Source organism: Pseudomonas marvdashtae (assembly GCF_014268655.2).
In the GTDB taxonomy this organism is placed as follows: Bacteria; Pseudomonadota; Gammaproteobacteria; order Pseudomonadales; family Pseudomonadaceae; genus Aquipseudomonas; species Aquipseudomonas marvdashtae.
Genome location: NZ_JABWQX020000003.1, coordinates 40,673 through 52,759, shown reverse-complemented (window position 1 = coordinate 52,759; position 12,087 = coordinate 40,673). Strand labels below are relative to the sequence as shown.

General features: G+C 61.9%; 12 protein-coding genes. 11 read left to right on the top strand and 1 reads right to left on the bottom strand.

Features of this window, described 5'->3' with window-relative positions:
• Positions 1 to 10: 10 nt before the first annotated feature.
• Genes pgaB through pgaD form a run of 3 tightly spaced genes read left to right on the top strand, consistent with a single transcriptional unit; the run spans position 11 to position 3,865 of the window.
• Positions 11 to 2,008, top strand: a complete 1,998-nt coding sequence (pgaB, locus tag HU742_RS23125; RefSeq protein WP_186645171.1) for a poly-beta-1,6-N-acetyl-D-glucosamine N-deacetylase PgaB — start codon at positions 11 to 13, stop codon at positions 2,006 to 2,008.
• Position 2,009: 1 nt separating this feature from the next.
• Positions 2,010 to 3,365: a poly-beta-1,6-N-acetyl-D-glucosamine synthase gene (gene pgaC / locus HU742_RS23120; protein ID WP_186641385.1), complete on the top strand. Its 1,356-nt coding sequence runs from the start codon at positions 2,010 to 2,012 to the stop codon at positions 3,363 to 3,365.
• A complete protein-coding gene (gene pgaD / locus HU742_RS23115) occupies positions 3,362 to 3,865 on the top strand; it encodes a poly-beta-1,6-N-acetyl-D-glucosamine biosynthesis protein PgaD (protein ID WP_186641383.1) in 504 nt (167 codons plus the stop codon). The genes pgaC and pgaD overlap by 4 nt, the downstream gene beginning before the upstream one ends.
• A gap of 19 nt (positions 3,866 to 3,884) precedes the next feature.
• On the opposite strand, the gene HU742_RS23110 is transcribed toward pgaD, so the two are convergent.
• Positions 3,885 to 5,417: an FAD-dependent oxidoreductase gene (locus tag HU742_RS23110; protein WP_186641381.1), complete on the bottom strand. Its 1,533-nt coding sequence runs from the start codon at positions 5,415 to 5,417 to the stop codon at positions 3,885 to 3,887.
• Between the two features lie 140 nt (positions 5,418 to 5,557).
• Here HU742_RS23110 and HU742_RS23105 point away from each other — a divergent pair, with 140 nt between their 5' ends.
• From HU742_RS23105 to HU742_RS23070, 8 genes are all read left to right on the top strand, one after another.
• Positions 5,558 to 6,118, top strand: coding sequence for a YbhB/YbcL family Raf kinase inhibitor-like protein (locus tag HU742_RS23105; RefSeq protein WP_186641379.1), 561 nt, complete (start codon positions 5,558 to 5,560; stop codon positions 6,116 to 6,118).
• A 138-nt stretch (positions 6,119 to 6,256) separates the two neighbouring features.
• Positions 6,257 to 6,430, top strand: a complete 174-nt coding sequence (locus tag HU742_RS23100) for a hypothetical protein (RefSeq protein ID WP_186641377.1) — start codon at positions 6,257 to 6,259, stop codon at positions 6,428 to 6,430.
• Between the two features lie 31 nt (positions 6,431 to 6,461).
• Positions 6,462 to 7,775 carry an MFS transporter gene (locus tag HU742_RS23095; RefSeq protein WP_186641376.1) on the top strand — a complete coding sequence of 438 codons (1,314 nt, stop codon included), beginning with the start codon at positions 6,462 to 6,464 and terminating at the stop codon, positions 7,773 to 7,775.
• A gap of 227 nt (positions 7,776 to 8,002) precedes the next feature.
• Entirely contained in the window at positions 8,003 to 8,296 is a 294-nt protein-coding gene (locus HU742_RS23090; protein ID WP_202884265.1) for a virulence RhuM family protein, read from the top strand.
• A 199-nt stretch (positions 8,297 to 8,495) separates the two neighbouring features.
• Positions 8,496 to 9,077, top strand: coding sequence for a hypothetical protein (locus HU742_RS23085; protein ID WP_186645173.1), 582 nt, complete (start codon positions 8,496 to 8,498; stop codon positions 9,075 to 9,077).
• 157 nt (positions 9,078 to 9,234) lie between these two features.
• Positions 9,235 to 10,896, top strand: a complete 1,662-nt coding sequence (locus tag HU742_RS23080; protein WP_186645175.1) for a vWA domain-containing protein — start codon at positions 9,235 to 9,237, stop codon at positions 10,894 to 10,896.
• 25 nt (positions 10,897 to 10,921) lie between these two features.
• A complete protein-coding gene (locus HU742_RS23075) occupies positions 10,922 to 11,494 on the top strand; it encodes an RNA polymerase sigma factor (protein WP_186641370.1) in 573 nt (190 codons plus the stop codon).
• Entirely contained in the window at positions 11,491 to 12,084 is a 594-nt protein-coding gene (locus HU742_RS23070; protein ID WP_186645177.1) for a hypothetical protein, read from the top strand. Before HU742_RS23075 ends, HU742_RS23070 begins: the two co-directional genes overlap by 4 nt.
• The last annotated feature ends 3 nt before the right edge of the window (positions 12,085 to 12,087 follow it).

The following is a 12,087-nucleotide window of genomic DNA, read 5'->3' as shown; positions in this document are numbered from 1 at the left end:
GAGTTTGAAAATGCCCGTCATTTCGCGATTCATCCTTCTGCTGGGAGCCTTGCTGATCAGCGCTTGTGCCCAGCAAGCCCCGGCATTCGCTCCGCCGTCGCAACGGCCGGTAGCCGCCAACGATGCTCCGTGGCCAAAAAACCACGTGCTCGGCATTGCCTATCACGATGTCGAAGACCTCGACCCCGACCAAGGCTTGGTAGCCGTGCGCACCGAGCGCCTGATCGAGCAGTTGGCATGGCTGCGGGAGAATAACTATCAGCCGGTGACGGTGGACCAGATCATCGCCGCCCGCAACGGCGGTCCGCAGCTACCGCCGCGTGCAGTGCTGCTGAGTTTCGACGATGGCTACTCAAGCTTCTACACCCGGGTCATGCCCATCCTGCGCGCCTATAACTGGCCGGCTATCCTGGCCCCGGTTGGGAGCTGGATCGATACGCCGATGAATCAGCCGGTGGACTTTGCCGGAGTGCCGCGCAAGCGTTCGGAGTTCTTGACCTGGGAGCAGATTCGCGAGGTGTCCAAATCGGGCTTGGTGGAAATCGCAGCCCACACCGATGCCAACCACAAAGGTATCCTCGCCAACCCACAAGGCAACCAGCAACCCGCCGCGACCACCCGGCGCTACGACCCGGCCACCGGTCGTTACGAGACCGAAGCCGATTTTCAGGCTCGCCTGCGCAAGGACGTGGCGGCCATTTCCGAGAAAATCCGCAAAGTCACTGGTTACAGCCCGCGCGTTTGGGTCTGGCCTTATGGGGAAGCCGACGGCACTGCATTGCAAGTGATCGGCGACCAGGGCTATCAAATGGCCCTGACCCTGGAAGACGGCCTCGACAGCCTCGATAACTTGATGAGCGGCCCACGTTTTCTGGTGGCGTCCGACCCCGATGGCGCGCACTTCGCCGAGAGCATCGCTTCCGTACAAACACTCGACCCGATGCGGGTGGTCCATGTCGACTTGGATTATGTCTACGACCCGGACCCCGTGCAGCAGGAAGCCAACGTTGGCAAATTGGTCCAGCGCGTTTACGACTTGGGCGCCAACACCGTGTTCTTGCAAGCGTTCGCCGACCCGAAAGGCGACGGTTTGGTCCACTCGCTGTACTTTCCCAACCGACACTTGCCAGTACGCGCCGACTTGTTCGACCGGGTTGCCTGGCAACTGCGGACTCGGGCCAACGTCAAGGTGTATGCCTGGATGCCGGTGCTGAGTTTTGCCCTCGACCCGAAACTGCCCCGGGTGCAGCGCTGGGATCCCGAAACCGGCAAGACGGGCGTCGCTCCGGACCAATACGTGCGCCTGTCGCCGTTCGACCCGAACGTGCGCAAGGTCATCGGTGAGATCTACGAAGACATGGCGCGGATGAGCTCGGTGGACGGCGTTCTGTACCATGACGACGCCGTGTTCTCCGACTTCGAGGACGCCGGCCCCGCCGCGATGAAAGTCTATGCCGCCAACGGTTTGCCGACCGCCGTCGCCGCCCTGCGCGATGACCCGGCGGCGATGCAGCGCTGGACCCGTTTCAAGAGTCGCTACCTGATCGACTTCACCGCAGAGCTGACCGCCAAGGTCCGGGCAATTCGCGGCCCGCAGGTTCGCACGGCGCGCAACATCTTTGCCGAACCGATGCTCAACCCGCAAAGCGAAGCCTGGTTTGCGCAGAACCTCGACGATTTCCTTGCCGCCTACGACTGGACGGCACCGATGGCCATGCCGTTGATGGAAAAACAGACCCGCGAGCAATCCGGTCCCTGGCTCGAACGACTGGTGGAAACCGTCAAGGCTCGTCCCGGCGCGCTCAAGCGCACGGTGTTCGAACTGCAGGCCCGTGACTGGCACAGCAAGCCGGTGGCCGACATCGAAGGCGAACAATTGGCCGACTGGATGGGGCGCCTCAAGCGCCAGGGCGTGACCAGTTTCGGCTACTACCCGGACAACTTCATCGAAGACCAGCCCGCCGTGAAAGCCGTACGGCCCGCGCTCTCCAACAAGTGGAATCCTTGACATGCTCGACAGACTGCTCGCCGTCCTGGTGCTGGCGATCGTCCTTGGGGTGCCCCTGGGCCTGATCTTCCTGGTCACCGGGCAATTCCTGATGGACTTCGTGTTCTTCTACCCACTGTTCATGTCCGGGCTATGGATCGCCGGCGGCCTGTATTTCTGGCTGCACTGGGAGCGTCACTGGCCTTGGAAAGACGACACCTTGCCGCCGCCTCTGGCCGGCGAGCCGCTGATCAGCATCCTGATCCCGTGCTTCAACGAAGGCGATAACGTCGCCGACACTATTCACGCGGCGCTAGGCCAGCATTACCCGAACATCGAAGTCATCGCCATCAACGACGGCTCCAAGGACAACACCGCCCAAGTGTTGGATCAATTGGCGGCTGAAGACCCACGCCTGCGGGTGCTGCACTTGGCGGAAAACCAAGGCAAGGCGGTGGCCCTGCGCATGGGCGCCATCGCCGCGCGCAGCGAATACCTGGTGTGCATCGATGGTGACGCGCTGCTGGCGCCGAACACCTGTGCTTACCTGGTGGCGCCGATGCTGGACAACGCCCGCCTCGGCGCGGTGACCGGCAACCCGCGAATCCGCACTCGCTCTACCCTGATAGGCCGGGTCCAAGTCGGCGAGTTCTCATCGATCATCGGCCTGATCAAGCGTACCCAGCGGGTCTTCGGGCGGATCTTCACCGTGTCCGGCGTGATCGTCGCGTTCCGTCGCACGGCCCTGCACCGGGTCGGCTACTGGAGCCCGGACATGATCACCGAAGACATCGACATCAGTTGGAAGCTGCAACTGGATCACTGGAGCATTTTCTACGAGCCGCGCGCGCTGTGCTGGATCCTCATGCCCGAAACCCTGCGCGGCCTGTGGCGCCAGCGCCTGCGTTGGGCCCAGGGCGGTGCCGAAGTGCTGTTCAAGAACATCCGTGGCATCTGGCAATACCGCCACCGCTACCTGTGGCCGTTGCTGTTCGAATATTGCCTGTCCACCGGTTGGGCGTTCACCTTCCTGCTGTCGGTGATCTTCTGGGGCGCCGGGAAATTCGTCGAGATGCCCGCCGCCATTGCTGTGGACCATCTCATGCCGCCGGCCTTCACTGGGCTGTTGCTGGCGGTGGTGTGCCTGATGCAGTTCGCGGTGAGCATCCTGATCGACCGCCGCTACGAGAAAGGCCTGTGGCACATCATGTTCTGGGTGGTCTGGTATCCGCTGGTGTTCTGGTTGATCAGCCTGTTCACCACGTTGGTGAGTTTTCCCAAAGTGCTGTTCGGCCAGCATCAGAAACGCGCGCGCTGGGTCAGCCCGGATCGCGGGATCAAACCGATCGATGACGAAGAAGAGGAAGTGATCCGATGAAAATTATCAGGACCCGGCAACGGCCTTTTCTGGTGGTCATCGATGTGCTTTTCACCGTACTGGCGTGGGTCGGATTGTTGTATTTGCTGGTGAATGGGCTCTGGCCTTTGTTCGACAGCCATGCCGGCCCGCGGCTGGGCGGTTCGCTGTTGGATACCCTTGGGACTTTGCAGATCTACGGTTGGATTGCGTTGGTCAACGCGATCATTCTGATCACCTGGGCGCGTTACCAGCAGCGCAAGAGCCGCAGCTTCGCCCAGCGCCGGCTGCCGGCGCCAGTGGTGGACGATTTGGGCTTGAGCGCCAGCTTCAAGTTGACCAACGAGCGTCTGGACACTTTGCGCCAGCCGGGTTCCAAGATTATCCACAACAATCAGGAGGGCGACATCAGCCACGTGGTGCCGCATTTCCACCTGTTGAGTCCGGACATGCAACCTGCGCCCTTGGCGCCGCTGGAACGGCCGCTGGTAATCCATCTGCCGGCGGACCATTCCGCATAGGCACTACTCTGCATAGGGACTACGCCGAAAAATCCCGAACCAGCCGCCAAGCCTCATCCACCGGCAGCGGTTGTTTCATCCGCTGGGCCAGCGCCGCCATCGCCCGGCCTTCATCGCAGGCCACGGCAGCAGCGACGAGGCCGTCCTTGCCGAGCAATGCGATAAAAGGCGGATGCTCAGGCGTGCCTTTGAACTGCACCTCGTCCCATTCTTCGGCGTGGCCGAGGTAGTCGTAGCGTTTGCCGAAGTGGTAGGTCCAGAAGAATGGCACATCCAGGTAATGCTCTTCGCCGCCGAGCATGTTCGTCGCGGCGATGCGTGCCTGTTGCTGGGCCAGGCGCCAATGCTCGATACGCCGAGGCTGGCCGTTTAGCGCAAAGGTAGCGATGTCGCCGACGGCCCATACGCCATCGGCCGCGCGCATGCCGTCGTCGACCATCAATGAGCGATCATCCGCCCGTGGCAGCTCAGCGAACGGTTCCGTCGCGGGGCGTATGCCGACGCCGATGATGACCAGGTCCGCCGCGAAGCGCTGCCCATTGTCCAGCAGCACGGCTTCAACCCTGCCCGCGCCTTCGATTCGCGCCGCCTCGCCATCGCTGTGATAGACCACGCCATTGGCCCGATGCCGGGCCAGGATCGCCTTGCCGATGCTGTCGCCGAACTGCGCCGCGAACGGCACCGGATGACGGGCCAGGACGGTGACGCTCAGCTCACGTTTGCGCAGGGACGAGGCGACTTCCATGGCGATAAAGCTGTCGCCGATAATGACCGCCCGTTGTCCTGGCTTGGCTTGTTCGAGGATCTGCCGGCTGTCGGCCAGCGAGCGCAACACCAGGACTTGGGGCAAATCGCTGCCGGGCAGATCCGGCCTCCTGGGCTCCCCTCCGGTTGCAATCAGCACCGCGTCATAGCCCAGCAACGTGCCGTCGGCGAGGCGGACTTGGCGCGCCGCAACCTCAAGACCGACGACTTCGCCATGGCGTCGTTCGATGCGTTGCTGGGTGAAATAACTTTCATCGCGCAAGGACGGGGTTTCTTTCGCTGCCATGTCGCCGGCCAGCACGTATTTGCTCAACACCGTGCGGTCATAGCCGGCCTCGGCTTCGCGGTCGATCATCAGGATTTGGCCACCGAAACCTTTTTCCCGCAGCGCCGCCGCACAGGCGGTGCCGGCCGCTCCGGCGCCAATGATGACGAACGTGCGGGGGTCGTCGGCCGGGGGGATTTTTTCGGCCGGCAGGGGGTGATCATCGACCCAGACGTCATCGCCTCGCACCTCGACGTGATAACGCTCCAGGCTGTCGAGGGCCGGCGGTTCACACAGGGCGCCGTCTTCGGCGCGGAACGCCGCTTTGTGCCACGGGCAGATCACCCGTCCATGGCACACCGCACCCTTGGCCAGCGGCGCCCCGGCATGCGGGCACTTGCCTTGGAACGCCCGCACCTGTCCGCCAGCTCGCAGCAGCAGGATAGGCGCGTCGTTGAGAGTGACTTCGAGGCCGCGGTCTTCTCGCACATCAGCGAGGCGGGCGACTTGATGCATGGGCATGGTCGTTCTCCGACAGGCATTTCCCGTTGGAGTCGGTTGATTGGAATGAGGTTCAGCATAATTGTCACTGCAACCGGGCTGGCCCTGCGGCTATAGTTCGCAGGCCGTCCATGGCCTGAATCGCATTTAAGGTGCCCGGTATGACCCGATTGACTTCCCTTTCCTCCTGGCTCGTGGCCGTCACCCTCGTGCTGTGCGCACAAGGGGCTGTCCAGGCCGAAGAGCGTTTCACCCTGAGCATTCCCGGTGTGTCGGACGACCGCCTCTTCACCGCCGCGGCCGCCAGTGACGCCAACACCTGCGGCGGCAAGAATATTTCCCCAGCCCTGAGCTGGAACGCCGGCCCGCCTGGCACCCTCAGCTATGCAATCGTCATGCTCGACCCCGACGGCCAACGAGGGCAGGGTGTGGACCATTGGGTCCATTACGGGATCAAGGCCACCACGCGGCAGATTCCAACGGGTGCGGGCACCAAATCCACGCTGGAGGGCATGAGCGGGATAAACAGCAAGAACACCCCTGGCTATATCGGCCCGTGCCCGCCTGTCGGCGACAGTGCGCACCATTACCTGATCCAGATATTCGCCCTGGACCTTGCGCCGCAAGCCCTGCCGGCCGGCCTGACGCGCGCCCAACTGATGGAAAAACTCAAGGGCCACGTATTGCGCAACAGCAGTGTGGTGCGCCGCTACCACCGCTGACCCGAACAGCACAAAACCCCGTGATGAGCGAGCTTGCTCCCGTTGGGCTGCGAAGTCGGCCAATCGTCACGGAAGTTGGCATCACGGGCCAAAAGCGAGCACTATCGAGCCCCTGTTCACTCATGCCGGAGTATGGCGATGACGCAGAAACCGGACGGCATCGCCCGCCTCTTGAACTGCCCCACCAAGGGCGACGAGATACGCCAGGCGATTGCCCGCAGCCGCAAGGATTTCCTGCCTGATGACGAGGCCGCAGACGCCGAGCCAGGCCAACCGCTGACTCAGCCGGTGGACACGAATCCCGCTGCCTGAGCCACTGTCTTCAACTTTTTCAACGATGCCAATGACTGCCACCACTCATTTACCAGGCGCGCGATTCAGCCGATCCGACTACAAGACCTTGGGCCTGGCCGCCCTCGGCGGTGCGCTGGAAATCTACGACTTCATCATTTTCGTTTTTTTCGCCCTGACCTTGAGCCAACTGTTTTTCCCGCCGGAAATGCCCGAGTGGTTGCGCTTGCTGCAAAGCTTCGGAATTTTCGCCACCGGCTACCTGGCGCGTCCCTTGGGCGGGATTCTCATGGCGCACTTCGCCGATCGCCTGGGCCGCAAGCGCGTCTTCAGCCTGAGCATCCTCATGATGGCGTTGCCTTGCCTGCTCATCGGGCTGATGCCTACCTATGCACAAATCGGTTATTTCGCCCCGTTGCTGTTGCTGGCGCTGCGTATCCTGCAAGGCGCGGCGGTGGGCGGCGAAGTACCCAGCGCCTGGGTGTTCGTCGCTGAGCATGCGCCGCTGCATCATCGCGGCTATGCCCTGGGTTTCCTCCAGGCCGGCCTGACCTTCGGCTACTTGCTGGGCGCCCTGACGGCCACGGCGCTGGCGCGGATCTACACGCCGGCGGAGATCCTCGATTACGCCTGGCGCCTGCCGTTCCTGTTGGGCGGCGTCTTTGGCGTGATCGGCGTCTGGCTGCGTCGCTGGCTGAGCGAGACGCCGATCTTCATGGCGTTGCAAGCCAATCGCGAAGGCGCGCCTGAATTGCCGTTGCGCACCGTCCTGCGTGACCATCGCCACGCCTTGCTGCCCGCAGCGATCCTCACCTGCGTGCTGACCTCCGCCGTGGTGGTGTTCGTGGTCATCACCCCGACCGTGATGCAGAAAAGCTTCGGCCTGACACCTAGCCACACCTTTGCCCTGAGTAGCCTGGGTATCGTGTTCCTGAACATCGGCTGTGTCCTGGCTGGACTCATCGTCGACCGCATCGGCGCTTGGCGCACGGTCATGCTCTACAGCCTGCTGCTGCCCCTGGGCATCGCCGTGCTCTATGCCAGCCTGATCAGCGGCAGCGCCTGGCTGGGCCTGGCTTACGCCGTGGCCGGGCTGAGTTGCGGCGTGGTCGGCGCGGTGCCTTCAGTGATGGTCAGCCTGTTTCCGCCGAAGATCCGCGTGTCCGGCATTTCGTTCACCTACAACATCGCCTACGCGCTTTGGGCCAGCATGACACCGTTGGTGTTGATCGCGTTGGTGCCTTGGAGCCCTTGGGTGTGCGTGGGGTATTGCGCGGTGATGGGCGCGGTGGGCGTGGGGGCTGCGGCGTATTTTCCGGGGCGGGGAGAGCGTGTTTACGGTTCGGCGTTGGCGTCGGAGCCCTGACTACAATCCGTAAATTTTGTTGTAGGCCTTTTCTGAAGCTGTATGAGTCAGCCTGAGTCGAGGTAGATCCAACGCACATTGTGTTTACCATGGGCGTCTCTTCTGTTGGGGAGCCTTGCATGAAAGCCAGTACAGCCATTGCTACGTTTCGTCGGTTGCGGACCCAGTCTTTGTGGCGGTTGTTGGCCTCCGATCATGGGCCGCTGACCCTGGGGAGTCGTTGAGATATGAACACGGATAACGCCAATACCTCGCAGCTCATCATCTACCAGAGTGAAGACGGGCGAACCCGGTTGGACGTGCGCTTTGTCGATGAAACCGTATGGTTGACCCAAGCCTTGATGGGAGAGTTATTCAGCACCACGCCAGAGAACGTGTTGATGCATCTGAAGAACATCTTCAGCGAGGGGGAGCTTGATCAAAACGCAACCACTAAGGATTTCTTAGTAGTTCGTCAGGAAGGTACGCGCCAGGTAAAGCGCAAGCTCAAGCACTCGAGCAAGACCCAATCTAGGCCTTGACTGCGAGAATCCAATCTGCGACAGGTGGCTGGCGTTTGCCCAGGTAGCCGAAGGGCGCGGGGCGGAGGAAACGGTGGTGGATATTGGGTTTGAGTGAGACGGAACGGCGCAAAGTAGGGCCAGACAACTTGAGCGCTCGTTCAAACCCCGTAGAATGCTGCCGCCATTATGCCGCTACCTCTCAAGGACGAATTCAAACATGCGAGTGTTTACCCTGTTGCTTGCCCTCTGCCTTATGGCAGGCTGCGCTTCCAAGCCCGATTACTACATTTCCCCTGCGCCGGTGGCGATCCCCGAGACCGCCACCTATTGGATCGACACGTTCAACGTTGAGGTCGTAGGCAAAAACGAACGCTTTCTGCCTGACGAAAAAGTCCGTGACCGGTTGCATACTGACCTGATCGTCCGCCTGCTCGACGGCAATCGCTATGCCTCCAGCAAGGAAACCGCTGACTACCTGCTGGACGTCAACGCCGTCTATGCGCGCCGTATTCAAGACACCCAAGGCGGCTTCATGAACAAGATCGTTGCCGACGGGACGTATCTGGCCAGTGTCGATTTCAATTATCAGGTCAAGGTGAAAAAGGCTGGCGCCGAGGTGTTGCACTTTGCCCAGGCCCGCCAAGGGCTGATGCCGGGTGGGGCGATCGGGCAACTTGAAGCCATGAGGGGCATTGCGGGCGCCCTGACGAACAGAGGCAACTCCGATGTCGAAGACTATTACACCGGCCAGTTGAGCGGATTCATCGCCGATGACCTGCGGGGCATTCCGTCCCGCTAGTGCTGCCTGCTGCAACGCGTAGTAACGGCCTGGCCACCCTGGGGTGGCCGGCGCTGTCTTTTCAGCGCATCAAAAAAATATTCTGGTCGTTAACCCGAACCGCGCGTGCCCTGCGTCTGACCCTGTGAACGGATCATTCACTCACGAGGTTCAGCCCATGTCCCGTCCGCTTTCCTATATGCGTCCTGCTGCGCAGGGCTTTGCTGTCACCCTGCTGGTGGCATTGGCCGGTTGTGGGTTGTCTTCGTCCCGTGAGTCGGCCAAGCCGTCCGAGCCGGTGCCCGTGGCGCCTAGCGTCGTACCGCAAGGCGAACTGCGCCAGTCGACCGTCAAGCGCATGGTCATGAAGCCCGCATCGATGCCCGCCCCTGGCGTGGCGAACGATGCCGTCGTCGGGGGTTACCGCGTCGAGCCGCGGGAACAGTACGAAAAACTGCCGGACAATCCGATCCACAGCGTCGCCGAAACACCGGTCTCGACCTTCAGCGTTGATGTCGATACCGGCAGCTACGCCAATGTGCGACGTTTCCTCAATCAAGGCAGCCTGCCGCCCGACGGCGCCGTACGACTTGAGGAAATGGTCAATTACTTCCCTTACCACTACGCGCTGCCTGCCGATGGTTCGCCTTTTGGCGTGACCACCGAAATCGCCCCATCGCCATGGAACCCCCACACCCGTTTGCTGCGCATCGGCATCAAGGCGTCCGACCGCGCCGTGGCGGACCTGGCCCCAGCCAACCTGGTTTTTTTGGTGGACGTTTCCGGCTCCATGGATCGTCGCGAGGGCCTGCCGCTGGTCAAAAGCACCCTGAAATTGCTGGTGGACCAATTGCGCGACCAGGACCGAGTGTCTCTGGTGGTCTATGCCGGCGAATCGCGTGTAGTGCTCAAGCCTACCTCGGGCCGCGAAAAGGCGAAGATCCGCAACGCCATCGATCAACTGAGCGCAGGCGGTTCCACTGCTGGCGCCTCGGGCATCGAATTGGCCTACCAGATGGCACGGGAGAGTTTTATCGACAAAGGCATCAACCGCATCCTGCTGGCCACCGATGGCGATTTCAACGTCGGCATCAGCGACTTCGACAGCCTCAAGCAGATGGCAACGGACCAGCGCAAAAGCGGCGTATCCCTCACCACGCTGGGCTTCGGTGTGGATAACTACAACGAGCATCTGATGGAGCAACTGGCCGACGCCGGCGACGGCAACTATGCCTACATCGACAACCTTCTCGAAGCGCGCAAAGTCCTTGTGGGCCAGCTCAGCTCCACCCTGGCGGTGGTCGCGCGGGATGTGAAATTGCAAGTGGAATTCAACCCCGCCCAAGTCAGCGAATATCGCCTGCTGGGCTACGAAAACCGCGCGCTAAAGCGTGAGGATTTCAATAATGACAAGGTTGATGCAGGTGAGATCGGCGCCGGACATACAGTCACGGCGTTGTATGAAATTGTCGCGAGGGGTGAGAAGGGCTGGCTGGACCCGCTGCGCTATGCCAGCGTGCCCAAGTCGGACGGCACGCCAGGTGAACTGGCGATGTTGCGCGTACGCTACAAACCGGCTGAAGGCGGTAACAGTCGCTTGATCGAGCACCCCATCGCCGCCGCTCAGCAGAATGACAAGCCCAGCGATGATTTGCGTTTCGCCGCCGCCGTGGCTGCCTTCGCCCAGCAGCTCAAGGGTGATGGGCGCTACACTGGGGCGATGAGTTTCAAGGACACCGCGCAATTGGCGCGTTCGGCCCGCGGCGAAGACCCGTTCGGGCTGCGAGCGGAGTTTGTGCAGTTAGTGGAGCTTGCGCAGAGCCTCAAGCCTGCACCCTGATCAGCGAAAGGAGTTCGTCACCGACATGGCCGTTGTGCTTGATTCTCCCAGCGACGAATCGCTGCTGGCCCGTTACCGCGATGGCGACGGGGCTTCTTTCGAAGCCCTGTATGCGCGCCATCGCCTCGGGCTTTATCGTTTCCTCGTGTCCTTGAGCAACAAAGCCGAACTGGCCGAGGAAATCTTCCAGGACACTTGGCTCAGCTTGATCCGCAGCACCACCCAGCCACAAGGCCGGGCGAGTTTTCGTACATGGTTGTTCCAGATCGCCCGCAACCGCTTGATCGATCACTGGCGTAGACACGGCGTTCATAATCCACTGCATGACAGTTATGACGAACAACTTCACGTCCAACCCGACGACAGCAGCGGCCCCGAGCAACAGTTGAGCCTGAGTCGTGATCAGGCGCGCCTGGACGCAGCGCTGCAGGCATTGCCCGAGGACCAGCGGGAAGTTTTCCTGCTGCGCCTGCACGGCGATTTGGAACTGCCACAAATTGCGGCCCTGACCGGCGTCCCGCTGGAAACGGTCAAGAGCCGCTTGCGTTACGCCCAGCAGAAATTGCATCGACTGTTGGCCGAGGAGGTACCCGCATGATCGACCGCAAACACGCGCCGAATTCCGATGACGAGATGTTGATCAAGCATTTTCGCGAACACGCCAGCGGTGAACCGCCGGCCTCCCTCGACAATTTCATCCTGGCCGCCGCCCGCCGTGAAGCCCCGACGCCTGCACCGAGCTTGTGGAAGCGCTGGCTTCAGGCCTGTCAGCGGCCGCGCGGGCAAGTGGCCTTCGCCACGGTCGCCGGCGTGGCGCTGATGATCGGCTTGGTGCTGCGTTCCCCAGTGCCCGAGGAGCCTCTGTCCGCGCCTGCCTCGATGGAGTTTTCCGCCGAGCGGCAAGCGCCCGCCATGCCCGCCCCCGCGCCGATCACCCGCATGGCGCCGCAAGGCGAGCTGACGCGAGCCCCGGCCATCCCGATGCAATCCTTGGCGGATACAACTGCAAAAAAAATCAGCAAACCGGCGCCGGCTGCACTGCCATCGCTTGAGCAAGGCTTGATGGAAATCCTGCGCCTGCGCCAGGCGGGGGACACCAAGGCTGCTGATGAGAAGCTGCTGGCGCTGCACAAGCGTTTTCCCAAGGAAGACTTGCCGGCGCGGTTGGAGGCGTTGCAGACGCGTTGAGTA

Bases quoted from the DNA above. Each gene is read 5' to 3' on its own strand.
- pgaB (WP_186645171.1), top strand. From the start codon at position 11: ATGCCCGTCATTTCGCGATTCATCCTTCTGCTGGGAGCCTTGCTGATC.
- pgaC (WP_186641385.1), top strand. From the start codon at position 2,010: ATGCTCGACAGACTGCTCGCCGTCCTGGTGCTGGCGATCGTCCTTGGG.
- pgaD (WP_186641383.1), top strand. From the start codon at position 3,362: ATGAAAATTATCAGGACCCGGCAACGGCCTTTTCTGGTGGTCATCGAT.
- HU742_RS23110 (WP_186641381.1), bottom strand. From the start codon at position 5,417: ATGCCCATGCATCAAGTCGCCCGCCTCGCTGATGTGCGAGAAGACCGC.
- HU742_RS23105 (WP_186641379.1), top strand. From the start codon at position 5,558: ATGACCCGATTGACTTCCCTTTCCTCCTGGCTCGTGGCCGTCACCCTC.
- HU742_RS23100 (WP_186641377.1), top strand. From the start codon at position 6,257: ATGACGCAGAAACCGGACGGCATCGCCCGCCTCTTGAACTGCCCCACC.
- HU742_RS23095 (WP_186641376.1), top strand. From the start codon at position 6,462: ATGACTGCCACCACTCATTTACCAGGCGCGCGATTCAGCCGATCCGAC.
- HU742_RS23090 (WP_202884265.1), top strand. From the start codon at position 8,003: ATGAACACGGATAACGCCAATACCTCGCAGCTCATCATCTACCAGAGT.
- HU742_RS23085 (WP_186645173.1), top strand. From the start codon at position 8,496: ATGCGAGTGTTTACCCTGTTGCTTGCCCTCTGCCTTATGGCAGGCTGC.
- HU742_RS23080 (WP_186645175.1), top strand. From the start codon at position 9,235: ATGTCCCGTCCGCTTTCCTATATGCGTCCTGCTGCGCAGGGCTTTGCT.
- HU742_RS23075 (WP_186641370.1), top strand. From the start codon at position 10,922: ATGGCCGTTGTGCTTGATTCTCCCAGCGACGAATCGCTGCTGGCCCGT.
- HU742_RS23070 (WP_186645177.1), top strand. From the start codon at position 11,491: ATGATCGACCGCAAACACGCGCCGAATTCCGATGACGAGATGTTGATC.